This window comes from Intrasporangium sp. (assembly GCF_039812505.1).
Lineage (GTDB): Bacteria > Actinomycetota > Actinomycetes > Actinomycetales > Dermatophilaceae > Intrasporangium_A.
Map to the genome: position 1 here is coordinate 40768 of NZ_JBDIAQ010000005.1, position 16232 is coordinate 56999.

The 16232-nt window shown below is 74.3% G+C and carries 14 protein-coding genes; 3 read left to right on the forward strand and 11 right to left on the reverse strand.

Annotated elements, in window-relative coordinates; translation table 11 throughout:
- Nucleotides 1-55: 55 nt before the first annotated feature.
- From ahcY to WMI84_RS01705, 7 genes are all read right to left on the reverse strand, one after another.
- On the reverse strand, nt 56-1492 hold the full coding sequence (gene ahcY, locus WMI84_RS01675) for an adenosylhomocysteinase (RefSeq protein WP_347350260.1): 1437 nt from the start codon (nt 1490-1492) through the stop codon (nt 56-58).
- Nucleotides 1493-1590: 98 nt separating this feature from the next.
- Nucleotides 1591-2535 carry a DUF808 domain-containing protein gene (locus tag WMI84_RS01680; protein WP_347350261.1) on the reverse strand — a complete coding sequence of 315 codons (945 nt, stop codon included), beginning with the start codon at nt 2533-2535 and terminating at the stop codon, nt 1591-1593.
- 99 nt (nt 2536-2634) lie between these two features.
- The gene (locus WMI84_RS01685; protein ID WP_347350262.1) at nt 2635-4038 is read right to left on the reverse strand and encodes a mycothione reductase; all 1404 of its coding nucleotides are present in this window, start codon (nt 4036-4038) and stop codon (nt 2635-2637) included.
- Nucleotides 4039-4047: 9 nt separating this feature from the next.
- Nucleotides 4048-5205 (reverse strand): SIS domain-containing protein, encoded by a 1158-nt coding sequence (locus WMI84_RS01690; RefSeq protein ID WP_347350263.1) that lies wholly within the window; start codon nt 5203-5205, stop codon nt 4048-4050.
- Between the two features lie 10 nt (nt 5206-5215).
- Nucleotides 5216-5407, reverse strand: a complete 192-nt coding sequence (locus WMI84_RS01695) for a Trm112 family protein (RefSeq protein WP_347350264.1) — start codon at nt 5405-5407, stop codon at nt 5216-5218.
- Nucleotides 5382-6842 carry a phosphomannomutase/phosphoglucomutase gene (locus tag WMI84_RS01700; RefSeq protein WP_347350265.1) on the reverse strand — a complete coding sequence of 487 codons (1461 nt, stop codon included), beginning with the start codon at nt 6840-6842 and terminating at the stop codon, nt 5382-5384. Before WMI84_RS01700 ends, WMI84_RS01695 begins: the two co-directional genes overlap by 26 nt.
- 17 nt (nt 6843-6859) lie before the next feature.
- A complete protein-coding gene (locus WMI84_RS01705) occupies nt 6860-7270 on the reverse strand; it encodes a DUF3499 domain-containing protein (protein WP_347350266.1) in 411 nt (136 codons plus the stop codon).
- 80 nt (nt 7271-7350) lie between these two features.
- Between WMI84_RS01705 and WMI84_RS01710 the strand changes: the two genes are divergently transcribed.
- Nucleotides 7351-7785 (forward strand): metallopeptidase family protein, encoded by a 435-nt coding sequence (locus WMI84_RS01710; protein WP_347350267.1) that lies wholly within the window; start codon nt 7351-7353, stop codon nt 7783-7785.
- Nucleotides 7786-7855: 70 nt separating this feature from the next.
- Here the strand turns inward: WMI84_RS01710 and WMI84_RS01715 are convergent, their stop codons facing one another.
- Genes WMI84_RS01715 through WMI84_RS01725 form a run of 3 tightly spaced genes read right to left on the reverse strand, consistent with a single transcriptional unit; the run spans nt 7856 to nt 12870 of the window.
- Nucleotides 7856-9322 (reverse strand): DUF5719 family protein, encoded by a 1467-nt coding sequence (locus tag WMI84_RS01715; RefSeq protein WP_347350268.1) that lies wholly within the window; start codon nt 9320-9322, stop codon nt 7856-7858.
- Nucleotides 9319-12561: a glycosyltransferase gene (locus tag WMI84_RS01720; RefSeq protein ID WP_347350269.1), complete on the reverse strand. Its 3243-nt coding sequence runs from the start codon at nt 12559-12561 to the stop codon at nt 9319-9321. Before WMI84_RS01720 ends, WMI84_RS01715 begins: the two co-directional genes overlap by 4 nt.
- Nucleotides 12562-12606: 45 nt before the next feature.
- Nucleotides 12607-12870: a WhiB family transcriptional regulator gene (locus WMI84_RS01725; protein WP_347350270.1), complete on the reverse strand. Its 264-nt coding sequence runs from the start codon at nt 12868-12870 to the stop codon at nt 12607-12609.
- A gap of 329 nt (nt 12871-13199) precedes the next feature.
- Here WMI84_RS01725 and cofD point away from each other — a divergent pair, with 329 nt between their 5' ends.
- Nucleotides 13200-14180: a 2-phospho-L-lactate transferase gene (cofD, locus tag WMI84_RS01730; RefSeq protein WP_347350271.1), complete on the forward strand. Its 981-nt coding sequence runs from the start codon at nt 13200-13202 to the stop codon at nt 14178-14180.
- Nucleotides 14177-15223 (forward strand): coenzyme F420-0:L-glutamate ligase, encoded by a 1047-nt coding sequence (locus tag WMI84_RS01735; protein WP_347350272.1) that lies wholly within the window; start codon nt 14177-14179, stop codon nt 15221-15223. Before cofD ends, WMI84_RS01735 begins: the two co-directional genes overlap by 4 nt.
- 3 nt (nt 15224-15226) lie before the next feature.
- Here the strand turns inward: WMI84_RS01735 and WMI84_RS01740 are convergent, their stop codons facing one another.
- Nucleotides 15227-16198, reverse strand: a complete 972-nt coding sequence (locus tag WMI84_RS01740) for a zinc-binding dehydrogenase (RefSeq protein WP_347350273.1) — start codon at nt 16196-16198, stop codon at nt 15227-15229.
- Nucleotides 16199-16232 lie beyond the last annotated feature (34 nt).

Below are 16232 nucleotides of genomic sequence, written 5' to 3' on the forward strand. Positions count from 1 at the left end.
ATGCCGCCGGGCGGCGGGGCACTGGGCGGCATACCCATGAGCGTGGCGGGGGGCCTCAGTAGCGGTAGTGCTCGGGCTTGTACGGCCCCGCCACGTCGACCCCGAGGTACTCGGCCTGCTCCTTCGTCAGCTCGGTCAGGTGCACCCCGAGCGCGTCGAGGTGCAGCCGGGCGACCTTCTCGTCGAGGACCTTCGGCAGGGTGTAGACCTGCCGCTCGTACGCGTCGGTCCTCGTGAACAGCTCGATCTGGGCGATCGTCTGGTTGCTGAAGCTGTTGCTCATCACGAAGCTGGGGTGACCCGTCGCGTTGCCGAGGTTCAGCAGCCGCCCCTCGGACAGGATGATCACGCTCCTGCCCGACGGGAAGGTCCACTCGTGGACCTGCGGCTTGATCTGCGTCTTGACGATGCCGGGGATCCGGGCCAGCCCGGCCATGTCGATCTCGTTGTCGAAGTGGCCGATGTTGCCGACGATCGCCTTGTCCTTCATCTGCGCCATGTGCTCGGCGCGGATGACGTCCAGGCAGCCGGTCGTCGTGACGAACACGTCGGCCACCTCCACCACGTCCTCGAGGCGGGCCACCTGGTGGCCCTCCATGGCGGCCTGCAGCGCGCAGATCGGGTCGACCTCGGTGACCACCACGCGAGCGCCCTGTCCGGCCAGCGACTCCGCGCAGCCCTTGCCGACGTCGCCGTAGCCGCAGATGACCGCGACCTTGCCCCCGATGAGCGTGTCGGTGGCGCGGTTGAGACCGTCGATGAGCGAGTGTCGGCAGCCGTACTTGTTGTCGAACTTGCTCTTGGTCACCGAGTCGTTGACGTTGATCGCCGGGAAGAGCAGGTCACCGGCCTCGGCGAGCTGGTACAGCCGGTGCACCCCGGTGGTCGTCTCCTCGGTGACGCCCTTGACGCCCGCCGCGACCCTCGTCCACTTCTGCGGGTCCGCGGCCATCGTGCGCCGCACGAGGTCCTTGAAGACGGCGAACTCCTCGGAGTCCTCGTCGGTCGTGGCGGGGACCTGGCCGGCCTGCTCCCAGCGGACCCCGTTGTGGACCAGCATCGTCGCGTCGCCGCCGTCGTCCAGGATCATGTTCGGCCCGGTGCCGTCCGGCCAGGTGAGGATCCGGTCGGTGCACGACCAGTACTCGGCCAGGGTCTCGCCCTTCCAGGCGAAGACCGGCACGCCCTTCGGGTCGTCCGGGGTGCCGGCGGGACCGACGACGACCGCGGCGGCCGCCTCGTCCTGGGTCGAGAAGATGTTGCACGAGGCCCAGCGGACCTCGGCCCCCAGCGCCGTCAGCGTCTCGATGAGCACGCCGGTCTGGACCGTCATGTGCAGGGAGCCTGCGATCCGCGCGCCGGCCAGCGGCCGGCTCGACGCGTACTCCTCGCGCAGCGCCATCAGGCCCGGCATCTCGTGCTCGGCGAGGCGCAGCTGGTGGCGTCCTGCCTGGGCGAGCGACAGGTCGGCAACCTGGAAGTCAAAGGACATGGACGATCCCTTCCGGATTCGGTGGTGTGCAGACCCGGCGCAGCCCGACTGGGCCCTCGCGGGTCATCACCCACGCCGGCGGTCGTCCAGTCTACCGGTCAGCTGCGGGACGCCTCGTGCGCGGTGCGCCGCCTCGGCAGCAGGTGCAGCAGCCCGACGACCAGGGCACCGACGACCAGCCCGAAGACCGCCGAGCCGATCGTGCCGAGCAGCCAGCCGAGTATGCCGCCCACGCCCGGCACGCCGTGGCCGGCCTCCTCGAGGTGGTGGACGACGGCGTACGGCGCGGGCCAGCCGATCTCGTCGAACCCGGCGACCAGGATGTGGCCGCCCACCCAGAGCATCGCGACGATGCCGACGGTCGAGAGCACCTGGAGCAGCACGGGCATGCCCTTGACGAGGAGCCGTCCGACCCGCTGCAGCGCCCCGGACCGGCCGGCCGCGAGCCGCAGCCCCAGGTCGTCCATCTTGACGATGAGCCCGACCACGCCGTAGACGAGCAGCGTGATCGCCACGGCGACGATGACCAGGACCACGGCACGGGTCCAGAAGGGCTCGTGGCTCACCTCGTCCAGGGCGATCACCATGATCTCGGCGGAGAGGATGAAGTCGGTGCGGACCGCTCCGGAGACGACCGTCTCCTCCTGGTTCGCGTCGGCGGCGGCCGGGGCCTTCTCCTCGTGGTGTCCCGACACCGCCTCCCAGATGCGCTCGGCCCCCTCGTAGCACAGGTAGGCGCCGCCGATCATCAGCAGGGGCGTCAGCAGCCAGGGGACGAACTGGCTGAGCACGAGGATGACCGGCAGGATGACGATGATCTTGTTGCGCAGCGACCCGAGCGCGATCCGCTTGATGATCGGCAGCTCCCGCTCCGGGGCGAGACCCTGCACGTAGCGGGGGGTGACCGCGGTGTCGTCGACCACGACCCCGGTCGCCTTGACGCTGGCGCGCCCGGCCGCCGCCCCGACGTCGTCGACCGAGGCGGCCGCGAGCTTGACGAGTGCGGCGATGTCGTCGAGGAGCGCGACCAGTCCACCTGCCATGGGGTCAGATCCTAGGGGCGGCCGTGCCGCGGCGCGCACCTGCGCCCGGGTCGGGCCACGAGAACCCACCACGAACGCAGTTCTCGTGGCCCAGCCCGGTCAGTGGGTCGGGGAGGTCACGTAGGGCTCGGCCAGGCCCAGGCCCAGCAGGGCGTTCTCGACCACCTCGGCGAGGGCGGGGTGGATCCAGTACTGGTTCCGGGCGACGACCGGCGCCGGCGTGCCCAGCGCCATCGCCTGCACGAGCGGCTGGATCAGTGTCGAGGCCTGCGGGCCCATGACGTGGGCACCGAGCAGCAGCCCGGTGTGCGGGTCGGCGAGGACCTTGCACACGCTCGTCGTGTCCTCCATCGCCCAGCCGTAGGCGGTGTCGCCGTAGGCCTGGACCTTGACGACATGGGGCCGGTTCTGGGCGACGCACTCGTCCTCGGTCAGCCCGATCGTGGCGATCTGGGGTGAGCTGAAGACCGCCGAGGGGACGTTGCGGTGCGGGAAGGGGCGCAGCTCGTCCGGGTGCACGAGGTTGTGGGCGACGGCCCGGGCCTCGGCGTTGGCCACGTGCTTGAGCTGGTAGGGCGAGCAGCAGTCTCCCAGCGCCCAGACACCGGGCGCGCCGGTGCGGCCGTAGCGGTCGACGACCACGCGGCCGTCGACGTGGGTGCGCACGCCGGCCCGGCCGAGAGCGAGGTCTGCGGTGGTGGGAGCGCGGCCGGTCGCCACCAGCAGCAGGTCCCCGTGGACTGTGCTGCCGTCGGACAGGCGCAGCGTGATCTCGCCCGGGGCGCCGCTCGCCTCGCGGACCGTCGTGTTGGTGCGCACGTCCCACTGGTCCCGGGCGATCCGGGTGAACCGCTGCGAGATCTCGGAGTCGAGGTGCCGCAGCAGCCGGCCGCCTCGGGCCACGACCGTCACCTGCGTGCCCAGCCCCCCGAAGATGTGGGCCATCTCGGCGGCGATGAACCCGCCGCCGACGACGAGCAGGTGCTCGGGCAGCTCGTCGATCCGCATGATGGTGTCGGACGTGTGGAACGGCACGCCGCTGCCGCCGATGACCGGGGGCACGATCGGGTGGGCGCCGGTCGCGATGACGACCTGGTCGGCGGTCAGCTCCGTCGTGTGCCCGTCGGGGTAGGCGACGGTCAGGTCCCGCGGTGCGGTGAACCGGGCCCGGCCCAGGTAGGCCGTCGTGTTGGGCCCGTCCACCCGGTAGTCGCGCCCGCTCGCCGCGATCGGGTCGATCCGGCCGAAGATCCGGTCGCGGATGTCGCGCCAGCGCACGGCGTCGACCTGCGCGTCCACGCCGTAACGGGCGGCCGTGCGCGCGCTGTCGGCCACCTCGGCGGCATACACGAACATCTTCGTGGGGATGCATCCGACGTTCAGGCAGGTCCCCCCGAACGTCCCCGACTCGATGACGGCCACCCGCTTGTCGTCGAAGTCGGGGGTGACGAGCGAGTTGCCGGAGCCGGTCCCGATGATCGCGAGGTCGTAGTGTTCGGTCACGCCCGCAGCCTACGGCGCGGGGTCCGTGGGCCGGGCGTCACGCAGGAGACGGACGTGGCGCGAGTCGCCCGGGTCGTATCCGAGCCCCAGCGCCAGGTACGTCGCGGCGAAGTCGGTCACCGCGACGTGGTGCGCGAGGCGCAGCAGCGGGTCGGGTGCGGTCGCGTCGATCACCGACACGCGCACCCCGGCATCCTCGGCGGCCGCCACGACCGCGTCGGTCACCGCCGAGTAGCCGCCCCCGTCGGTGGAGGCGTCACGCAGCACGATCAGCCGCAGCGGACGGCTCGTCACCCCGTCGAGGAACGGGTCGGCGAAGATGCCGCGTCCCACCCGGTCGTCGCCCTCGCTGCTGGCGAGCGGGCCGTCGAAGCAGGCGACGATCTGGGAGGCGGCGTCCGGGAGCACCCCGTAGGCGACCGGGACGCGGCCGGTCCGGCCGAACATCGCACTCGCACGGCGGGCCGCGGACTCGCCGAGCGGGCCGCACCCGAGCAGGATCGGGACCGACTCGGACACCTCTGCGGCCAGCGCCTTCGCGGGGTTGTCCCACGACTCGACCCGAGGCCCGAGCCGACGGGCCTGCTCGTCGAGGACGTCGGCGAGCGACTCGATGGTCTCGCGTCCGATCGCGGCGAGCCCGAGCGCGTCGGCGGCCATCAGCACCGGGGTCGCCTGGGCCCACAGGGCGGCTCGCGAGCTGGACCCGGCCCCGTCGATCGGGACGTGGGTGCCGTGGGCGCGGGCGCAGACGTCCGCGAGCGGCGAGTCGGCGACACCGACGGTCAGCAGGTTGGCACCGCGCCGGGCCGCCTCGGCGGCGAGCGCGAGGGTCCCGGCCGCACGGCCGGACTGCGACACGGCGACGACGAGGTCGTAGGCGCCGACCCAGGCCGGCAGCGGCGTCGAACGGCACGTCTGGACCGGCACCGCGCTGTGCCGGCGTGTCACCGTGTCGAACAGGCCACCGACGGCGCCGGAGCCACCGGTGGCCGCGACCACGACACCGCGCGGCTGCATGTCGGCCAGCCGCGCCAGCCCCGCCTCGTCCGCCGAGCGAGCCGAGACCCGGACCTGGGCGCCGGACGTGGCGAGCGCGCGGAGGACTCCGCGCCGGTCGAGCCGTTCGACCGCGTCGATGTCGTCCAGGAGCGTGTCGTCGAACACGGCGGAGGGGTCAGCCGAGCGGGCGAGCCAGGTCGACGAGAAGGACGGGGATGCCCGAGTCGACGGGGTAGCCGAGCCGACACCCGGCGCACCGCAGCTCGAGGCCGTCTGCGGCGGCGGCGTCGGTCAGCTCTCCCTTGCAGCGCGGGCACCGCAGGATCTCGCGTAGCCACGGCTCAATCGTGTGATCGCTCACTCTCATGCCCTCCACGTGCTCCTGCGCGGACCAGCCCGAGGATCTCGTCCCGGACGTGCTCCATCGTCTCACGGTCGGCGGCCTCGACGTTGAGCCGCAGGAGCGGCTCGGTGTTGGAGGCCCGCACGTTGAACCACCACATCGGGCCGCCCTGCCCCGGGCTGGTGACGGTCAGCCCGTCCAGCTCGTCGATGCCGGCCTGACGCACGCTCGCCCACGCCCGGAGCGTGTCGGCCACCGCGGCCGCGTCCTCGACCGTGCTGTTGATCTCGCCCGAGCTCGGGTAGCGTTCGTAACCTGCGACGAGGGCCGAGAGGGGGGCGTGCTGCCCACCGAGCGCGGCCAGCACGTGCAGCGCCGCGAGCATGCCGGTGTCGGCGAACCAGAAGTCACGGAAGTAGTAGTGGGCCGAGTGCTCCCCGCCGAAGACGGCTCCGGTGCGGGCCATGTCGGCCTTGATGTAGGAGTGGCCGACCCGGGCCCGGACGGGTTGCGCGCCGTGCTCCCGGATGACCTCGGCGACCGCGCGGCTGCAGATGACGTTGTGCACGACCCGGATCTCGGTGTCGCCCGCTGCGCGGGCCCGTTCGATCTCGCGGGCGGCGACGAGGGCGGTGATCGCGCTGGCCGAGACGGGCGTGCCGTCGGCGTCGACGACGAAGCACCGGTCGGCGTCCCCGTCGAAGGCCAGCCCGAGGTCGGCCCCATGATGGACGACCGCGGCCTGCAGGTCGACGATGTTGGCGGGGTCGAGCGGGTTGGCCTCGTGGTTGGGGAAGGTGCCGTCCAGCTCGAAGTAGAGCGGCACGACGGTGAGCGGCAGCTCGGGCAGCCCGGCCGCCGTGCCGAGCACGGCCGGGACGGTGTGGCCGCCCATCCCGTTGCCCGCGTCGACGACGACGGTGAGGGGCCGTATGCCGCTCAGGTCCACGAGCGAGCGCAGGAAGGCCGCGTAGTCGGCGAGCACCTCACGCGCCTCGACCGTGCCGCGGCCGCGCGTCGGGGCGAACAGCCCGGTCGGGCTGTCGAGCAGCCACTGGGCCAGGTCGCGCACCTCGGCCAGACCCGTCTCCTGGCCGATCGGGCGGGCGGCGGAGCGACAGAGCTTGATCCCGTTGTAGCGGGCCGGGTTGTGGCTCGCCGTGAACATCGCGCCGGGCCGGTCGAGCGCGCCGCTGGCGTAGTAGAGCTCGTCGGTCGACGTCAGCCCGAGCACCGCGACGTCGACCCCACGGGAGGTGACGCCGTCGGCGAAGGCGGCCGACAGCTCGGGCGAGGAGGGCCGCATGTCGTGTCCGACGACGATCCCGGAATGGCCCTCGGGCAGCACGACGACCTCGGCGAAGGCGGCCCCCACGGCCGTGGCGACCTGTGGCGAGAGCTGCTCCGGCACGAGCCCGCGGACGTCGTACGCCTTGACGAAGTCGGAGAGGGATGCCACGGGGACGACCCTAGTCGTCAGCCGTCGCGCAGAATCCGCAGGTGGCCACGACGCCCGGCCTGGGTGATCCCGGCCTCGGACTCCGCCCGCAGCTCCGCGGCGGCACTGCTCGAGCCGGTCGCGGTCCGGGCGCTCGGGGAAGGCTGACGCCCGCGCGGTCGACCGTCCTCGCGGACCGCCTCGGCGACGGCGAGCAGGTCGTCGCCGGCCGCCTCGGGCTCGGGGTAGTCACCCTCGAGCCGCACGACCTCCCACCCGCGTGGTGCGGTCATCCGCTCGGCGTGCTCGCGGCAGAGGTCGTAGGTGTGCGGCTCCGCGTAGGTGGCCAACGGGCCGAGCACCATGGCGCGGTCGGCGTAGACATAGGTGAGGGTGGCGACCGCCGTTCCGGTGCACGCCGTCTTCGAACAACCCCGTCGCAGCCCCACGATCGCCCACTCTAGACCCGGCCCGGTGGCCCGGCGCGGCACCACGCCGAGTCCCGCCGGTGCTGATCTACAGTTCGAGTGTGAGCCCTTCCCCGCCGGAGACCTCCTGGGGCGTGCAGCGCCGGGACCGGCACGGCCGCGGCCCACGCGGCCCGCTGGCCTGGCCTCCGGTGCCGGCGATGCGCAGTAGGCGCGACGAGTTCGACGACTACGTCCTGGACGCGGCCGCCCGGCTCGAGTCGACGTGCGGGCGGGCATTTCCCGCAGTGGAGTTCGCCGTCGAGGACGTGCCGCGCAACCCGGCCCCGTGGGAGCACGCCGAGGTGCCGCTCGGACGGCTGTACCCGGCGGGCGCGGGCCGGCCCGCCCGGATCGTCGTCTACCGCCGGCCGGTCGAGACGCGGGCGTCCGGCGCCCGTGAGGTCGCCGCGCTGGTCGCCGACATCGTCACCGAACAGGTCGCCGGCCTGCTCGGTGTCCCACCGGAGGAGCTGGACCCCGGGTTCGGCGAGTGACGTCGGCGAGCCGGTCGGCTCCGTTCGAGCGCTCTTGCAAGCGCACTCCCGATCGAGACGGGCTGACCGGTCAGCTGCCGACCTGACGGACCGGGACGGTCACCGCGGTCAGCGGCGTGTCGGTGAGCGGCACGATCGACAGCACCGGCACCTTGTCCACCACGCCGGCGACGGACACCGCGGCGTGGAGCGGACCCGCGCTCGGCGCGACCCAGACCCCTTCGGCGCGGCCGAGGTCGACCGTGACGACCTTGTCGGCTGGGACGTCGACCCGACGGGTCTGCGAGTCGGGGCCGCTCGTGGTCACCGTGACGACGGAACGGGCCCGGCCCGCCGCGAGCAGCAACCGTGCCGTGGCGCCCGGCACGACGGCACCGGGCAGGGCCAGGCCCGCCAGGCGCTGCACGGCCGGCGTGGCCGGGACCCAGCCGAAGTCGCCCATCCGGTCGGTGCCGGTCGCCACCCGGCGCTCGACCCACGCAGCGGCGACGACCGGCTGGTCGGCGACGACGTGGACCCCGACGGCGCCGTCGGGCACGTCCAGCGGTACGTCCAGGGTGGCGCCGGCCGGAACGCGCAGGGCCCGCAGCCCGTCGGGCTGGACCGGCCCGGCCCGGGTGAGGACACGCAGCTGGACCACCGCCTCCTGCCCGCTCGGGTTGCCGATGCGCAGGCTCGCCGCGCCGGCCTTGTCGATACCGGCCACGACGAGGTCGCGCCCGGGTGGGGCGACCGCGACGGCATCGTCGATGCCTCGGGCGGTGGCGCCGTCGATCCAGGCGTCACTGAGCACCCCGGACACCTCTCCCCCGGTGGCGACCACGTGCACGACGGGGCCGGACACCCCGGGTGCCAGGGTGTCGAGCGAGAGCACCGAGCGGGAGCGGGGTGGGATCGTGCGGTCGTGCCCGGTGCCCGCGATCGTGCCGTCGGCCCCGAGCACCGTGAACGCGACCATGACCGTGTTGGCCCCCGGGTTGGTGAGCACCAGACGCTCGGTGCGCGACGGGCCGGACCCGCCGCCCACCAGCCACAGGTCGGCGGCCGGTGGGGAACACGGGCTCATCGCGAGACCGCGGTCGTCGTCGCCCCGGCGCAGCCACGTCTGGACCCCGACCACGCCCGGGGCGAGGGCTCCGGTGGCCCGGACGACGGCTCCCTGCGCCCGGGAGACGGTCACCTGCACGGGTCGGGCCCGCTGGGCGACCGTGGCGCCCGTTGTCGCCTCGAGCGGTCCGACGCGCACCGCACCGCGGCCCGCGCCGACCACCCCGGACACCACGGCTTGCGGCGCCGCCAGCGCCGTCACCCGGGTCCGGGCCGGCACGTCGCGCAGCCCGTCGACGCCGATCCGCTCGGGGCCGGGACAGACCAGGGTCGCATCGGTGACGGCCGCGGCGGAGACCGCCGGCAGACCCGCGCCGGTGCCGGTGCGGGCGAGCTCCAGGGAGCCGGTCGTCGTCGTGGCGATGCCCACCATGGCGCCGGCACACGCGACGACGACCGTCACCCGCAGGATGCCGCCGGCCGGAGTCATGCGCGCCTCCTCGACCGGCGGTTGCCGAGCGGCAGCGCCATGAAGCACACGAACCCGAGCAGGACCGCCTGGGCGAGCGTCCACCACGGATGCGCGGTGGCGAGGTCGATGACCAGGTGCCCGCCCGAGGCCGGGACGAGGTAGGTCGGCTGCGCGGTACCCGGGACGGGTGCCAGCAGCGCGCCGTCCAGGGTCACCGAGACGTGGTCGGCCCACTCCGTGGGTTCCGCGACGACGACGCGCCGCCCCGCACCGGCCGCCGGGAGACGGTGGTCGACCGCGGCGTGCGGGCCGACCGTCGGGACCGCCGCAAGCAGCCGGCCCGTCCCGTCGACGAGGCGCACCCGCGAAGGGGCAGGCGCCGGCGTGGCCCCGGGTGCGGCCGGCAGGGCCTGCACCTTCCACAGCGTGGCGCCGTCGTCGCGACCGAGCCGGCTCAGCCCTTCGGTGGAGTCGAGGCGCCGGACCAGCTCGTCGTCACCGTCGGCCACGACCTGCACGAAGCCGACGGCCTGGTCGGCCAGCCCGTGCCAGGCGGCTGCGTCGCCCTGCTGCCCCCCGACGAGGGTCGCCACCGCGCCGACCAGGCCGGAGCTGTCGGGGCGCTCGCGGTCGAGGTCGCGCAGCAGGTCGCCCGGCTCGGTGCCGAACAGCTCGAAGTCGACGACGGTCGCGGAGGGCCGCAGCAGCAGCAGCCGGGTGGCAAGCGGGCCGGCCCCCTGCTCGACCGCGACCGCGGGCAGCGCGGCCTCTCGTGGTGTGAGGCGGTCGCCCACCCCCGTGACCGCCCAGTGCACGCCACCGGCCCCGACCGGCACCAGGGCGAGGACCGCTGCGACCAGCGCGAGTCCGAGGGAGCGGCGCCGCCGGGGGCGCCGCAGGCCGGCGAGCACGACCCGGCTGCCCGCGAGCAGGCCGACGAGCAGCCCGGCGAGCCAGAGCTGCAGCCCCACCCCCTCCCAGAGCCGGGCGGGCGCGGAGGTGCCCACGCCGGTGGCCGCGGTGCCCAGCACGACACGGCCGCCGGCCAGGGCCGCGGCCAGACCGGCCAGACCGACGGCGATGCCGGCCCACAGACCCACGCGGGTCGACCTCGAGCGCGCGGGTGCGGCATACCCCATGGCCCCGAGTGCGACCAGGGGTGCCGACAGCCAGAGCCACGCCCCGAGGTGGGCACCGGGCTGGGCGAGGACCAGGCCCACGACAGGGCCCGGGGGGCCGGTGTCGAGCAGCCCCGGACCGGACAGCAGCAGGCGCCAGTCGGCGACGAACCGGAGCAGGGACGGGCCCAGCAGCGCCGCCGGGACGACGAGGAGCACGAACCCCCGGAGGCGACGCTGCCCGGGCCCGAACACCACCATGAGCAGCGCGGCCACGACGGACGCGACCAGCAGCGGTGGTGCGAACGCGCCGACGACGGCGGTCGCGAGCGCCGTGGCGAAGGTCGCGGTGTAGGTGCCGTCGCGGCGGCCGGCGAGGGCGAACCCCGCGAGGACGAACGGCAGCAGGACGTGCACGACGACGGCGCTCAGCCGACCCTGGGAGACGGCCACGGTGACCACGGCACCAAGGCCCCAGGCGGCCGCCACGACCGCCCGGGCGACGCGGGACGAGGAGACGACCCGCCCGGCGAGGTAGGCCGACCAGGTCGCCAGGACGGGTCCGAGGAACAGCAGCCAGGCGATCGTGACCGCCGCCGGCGACCGGCCCGCATCGACCCCCGGGACGTGCTCGAGCAGCCAGGTCAGCGCGGCCAGCACCGCGAGGGCCGGAGCCGACGCCCCGCCGCTGCCGAGCCCGGACCCGTGCCAGGCGTCCCGGAACGCGTGCCAGAGGCCCGACGAGCCGGTGTTGACGGGGAACAGCTCGCCGCCGGCCACTCCGGCTCCGGTCGAGGACAGCGCACCGGCCGGGACGAGGCCGCGCCACGCGAGGGTCGTCGCGACCAGGACGGCGACGACGGCCAGGAAGCCGGGATGGGTCACGATCCGGCGGGGCAGCGCCGCCGGCAGCACGTCGAGCGACTCCGACTCCTCACCGACCGGACCGGTCTCGAGGTTGGGGAGGGACTCGTCGCGCCGTCGGGTCTCCGGGGTGATCGCCTCGTGGATGTGGTCGAGCGTCGTGCGGGCCGCCTCGAGCGGTGACACGAACAGGGTGGCGAGGTCGCCGCGGCGCAGTCGCCTGGTCGACCGCCCGCGCCACCGCGCCGCCAGGACCGCCACCGGGTGGGCGAGCGCCCCGATGTCGGACAGCTCGCGCCACGCCTGTCGGGGTCGCTTCGCGACGAGCAGGGTCGCTGCGGCGACGAGGCTGGACAGGGCGATCCAGAGCGCGAGGAAGGGGGAGGTGAGCGGTGCCGACCTGGCGAGCGCCACCTGGCGGGTGGCCCGACGGCTCCGGCGCAGCACCTCGGCTGCGGAGGGCGATCCTGGTGGCCGTCCGTCGGCCGCCGCCGACGCGTCGCGCACGACGGCGCTCGGCACGACGACGACCCGGTGGCCGGCGAGCTGGGCACGCCAGCCGAAGTCCAGCGCCGCGCCGTACCCCTCGAAGCTCTCGTCGAATCCCCCGAGGTCGCTGTGGACGGCCCGGTCGACCAGCATGCCGCCAAGGCCGACGGCCAGCACGTCGGTGCGGCCGTCGTGCTGGCCCTGGTCGACCTCGCCGCGCGCCGGCGTGTCGACGCGCCGACCGCTGCGGGTCACCTGCAGGCCGAGCTCCACGAGCCGCCGTGGGTCGTCCCACTCCACCAGCTTCGGACCGGCCACGCCGACGGACGACGAGCGCAGCAACGCCTCGACGAGCCGGGCGAGGGCCTCGGGCCGGGGCGCGGCGGCGTCGCGCAGCACCCAGACGAGCTGACGGGCACCCGTCGCGGCGGGCAGGCTCGCGACCGCTCGGTCGACGGCCCGCCCGGCCGGGGTCCGAGCGGGCAGCTGGAGGATGTCGACGTCGCGGACCGCGTGGCGAAGGGGCTGGTGGGCCCGCAGGATCGCGACCGAGGTGTCGCCGCTGCCGAGGTCGACGGCGAGGACGCGCCGCGGCGGGAAGGTCTGTCGGGCGAGCGCGTCGAGGCACTCGGCGAGCCACCTCGTCCCGTCGCGCACGAGCAGGACGACGGAGACCTCGGCCAGGGGTGCGGCCGGCAGCCGCGGCGTCGCGGGGAGCCGGGTCGCGGCAGCGGCTCCCGCCCCGGCGGGAGTGATCAGGGAAGCGGTGCTGAGCGCGTCGGGCACGATGGCATCCGTCGGCCGGGTCGGTGCCCGGTACCGGCGGTCCGGTCAGACGGCGCGCTTCTTGAGCTTGCGGCGCTCCCGCTCGGACAGCCCGCCCCAGATGCCGAAGCGCTCGTCGTGGGCGAGGGCGTACTCGAGGCACTCCTGGCGCACCGGGCAGTTGACGCACACCTTCTTGGCCTCGCGCGTCGACCCGCCCTTCTCCGGGAAGAAGGCCTCCGGGTCCGTCTGCGCGCACAGCCCCCGCTCCTGCCAGGCGAGCTCGCTCTCGTCGGTCTCACCGCTCAGCACCTGCAGTATCTCGTGCATGACCTCTCCTCGACCCTGAATCCGTGTCTGCACTTTTCCGGCCTGCCGGTTCGGCATGCCCTGTTCCGGACTACTGTGTGCTGCCGTCTCCGCCGTGCCGGGACCGACCTCAGCCGGCCTACGACCAACCCGGCCTACGACCAACCCGGCCTACGACCAACCCGGCCTACGACCAACCCGGCCTTGGAACAACCCGGCCAACTCACAACCCGGCCTACGAACAGAAGACAACAATGAAATTACAAGCGTGTCATACCCCTCAAGTCAAGCCCACGTCTGATATTTGGGGCCGGCCGGGGCCCCTTGGGGCCGCCTGAGAGGATCGGGCCATGCGAATCACGGCGTTGGCCGGCGGGGTCGGCGGGGCCCGGTTCCTGCGCGGGCTGCTGCACCACCTCGAACGCACCGGCGACACCGACGCCGAGCTGACGATCATCGGCAACACCGGCGACGACATCACCCTCTTCGGGCTACGGGTCTGCCCCGACCTCGACACCCTGCTCTACACCCTCGGTGGCGCGGTCCACGAGGGACAGGGGTGGGGGCGCGCCGACGAGAGCCACCACGTGGCCGAGGAGCTCGTCGCGCTCGGGGCGCAACCGACCTGGTTCAGCCTCGGTGACAAGGACTTCGCCACGCACATCTACCGCTCCCAGCTGCTCGGCCAGGGTATGCCGCTCAGCGCGGTCACCACGCACCTGGCCGCCCGTTGGGGCCTGCCCGACCGACGCGTCACGCTCCTGCCGATGACCGACACGCCCGTCGAGACCCACGTCGTGGTCGAGCAGGGTGGCGGGCCCGAGGCGATCCACTTCCAGCAGTGGTGGGTGCGACACCAGGCCGCCCTTCCCGCCGAACGCTTCGTGGTGGCGGGCCTCGACCGGGCCACTCCGGCACCGGGGGTCCTCGACGCGCTCCGGACCGCCGACGTCGTCCTGCTGCCGCCGAGCAACCCCGTCGTGTCGATCGGGATCATCCTCACCGTCCCCGGCGTCCGCGACGCCCTGCGGGGGGCCCGGGCACCGGTCGTGGGCGTCTCCCCCCTCGTCGGCGGCCGGCCGGTCCGAGGCCACGCCGACGTGTGCCTCGAGACGATCGGGGTCGCCTCGACGAGCGAGGCCGTGGCGGGCCTGTACGCCGACTTCCTGGACGGCTGGCTGGTCGACGAGACCGACCCGATGGCGGGGCGGACGCGGCCTGTCGTGCTGGCCCGGCCCCTGCTGATGTCCTCGGTCGGGACGGCCGCGGACATCGCGGGCGCCGCGCTCGGGCTCGGCCGCCGGCTCGCGGCGAAGGGCACCCCGGCGTGAGCCGGCGCGTGACGGTGACCGCGGTGGGCGGCATACCGGAGGTGTGTGCGGGCGACGACCTGCCCGCCCTGCTCGCGGCCGGGCTACGCCGCTCGGGGATCGAGCCGGCGGACGGCGACATCGTCGTGGTGTCGAGCAAGATCGCCTCCAAGGCGCTGGGGCTGGTCAGCGACGCGGCGGACAAGGAGGCCCTGGTCGCCTCCCAGACCCGCTCCGTGGTGGCCGAGCGGGTCGCGGACGGTCACGTCACGCGCGTGGTCCACTCGGTGGCCGGGCCGGTGATGGCGGCCGCGGGCGTCGACGGCTCGAACACGGGCGGACGGGGGGGCTGGCTGCTGCTGCCGGCGGACCCCGACGCGGTGTGCCGCGACCTGCACGCCGGGTTGACGGCGCGCTACGGCGTCCGGCTCGGGGTGGTGCTCAGCGACACGGCGGGACGGCCCTGGCGCGTGGGTCAGACCGACTTCGCCCTCGGTGCCCACGGGTTGGCAGTCGTCGAGGACCTGCGCGGCGGGCACGACGCCGACGGTCGGCCCCTGGCGGTGACGACGCGCGCGGTCGCCGACGAGGTCGCCGCGGCGGCCGACCTCGTCAAGGGCAAGGCCCGCCGAGTGCCCGCGGCCGTGGTCCGGGGACTGGCGGACCTCGTCACGGGGGGCGAGTCCGTGGCCACCGGGGCGGCCGACCTCGTACGGACCGGACCGAGTGACTGGTTCGCGCTCGGCCGGGTCGAGGCGGTCCGGGCCGCGCTCGGCGTCGCACCGGGGTCGGCTCGGTCGGCGGCGGTCGGCATCAGCCCGGCCCGGCCCGGCCCGCAGTGCGAGGCGGTCCGGCGGGCGGTGGCGCTCGCCCTGCACACGGTGCCCGGGGGGCGGGCCGACGTCGGGGAGACGTCGGTGCGGCTCGGGGCGGACGGACCGTACGAGCTGGGGCGGCTGCTCGCGCGCTTCGAGGTGGCCCTCGCCGCGGAGTCCCTTGTCGGCACACCGGGGGTGCCGACCGTCGACGGGTGCGCCGTCGAGGTGGCGCTCGAGCACCCCTGAGGCTCAGGACAGCGTGAAGACGACCTTGCCGAAGACGTCGCCGTCGAGCATCCGGGCGAAGCCGACCCGGGCCTGCTCCAGCGGCAGGACCGAGTCGATGACCGGCTCGATCCCTGCGGCCTGGACGAAGCCGGCCAGCCGGGCGAGCTCGTCACGGGTGCCCATCGTCGAGCCGATGACCCTCAGCTGCTTGAAGAAGATCTTGTTCAGCTCTCCCTTGCGCGGGTCGTAGCCCGAGGTGGCGCCGGCGATGACGATGCTCCCGCCGGGCTTGAGCGCGTTGACCGAGTGCGACCAGGTCGCGGCCCCCACGGTCTCCATGACCGCATCGACGCGCTCCGGCAGCCGCTCGCCCGACGCGAGGACCCGGTCCGCGCCGATCCGCAGGGCGCGGTCGGCACGGGACGGGTCGCGCGAGGTGGCCCACATCCGCAGGCCGGCGGCGTGCCCGAGCTGGACAAGCGCCGTGGCGACCCCCCCGCCGGCCCCCTGCACGAGCACGGTGCCACCGGGCTGGACCCCGGAGTTCGTGAAGAGCATCCGGTAGGCGGTCAGCCACGCTGTGGACAGGCACGCCGCGGTCTCCCACGACATCCCGGCGGGCTTGGGGACGAGGTTGGCGGTCGGCACGACCACCTGCTCGGCCATGGCCCCCTGGTGCAGCTCGGACAGCAGGGTGCGGCGCGGGTCGAAGGTCTCGTCCCCGCGCCAGCCGGCGGATGGGATGACGGAGTGGGCGATGACCTCGTTGCCGTCGGCATCGGTCCCGGCCGCGTCGCAGCCCAGGATCATGGGCAGCCGGTCCGCGGCCAGCCCGACGCCCCGCAGCGACCAGACGTCGTGGTGGTTCAGCCCGGCTGCGCGGACGTTCAGCACGGACCAGCCGGCGGGTGGCTCCGGTGCCGGCCGGTCGCCGACGACGAGGCCGGACAGGGGGTCGTTCTCGGACTGGGCGGCGGCGTAGGCAGCGAGCATGCTGGTGAACATAGTCCCGGGATCGGACGGGCAA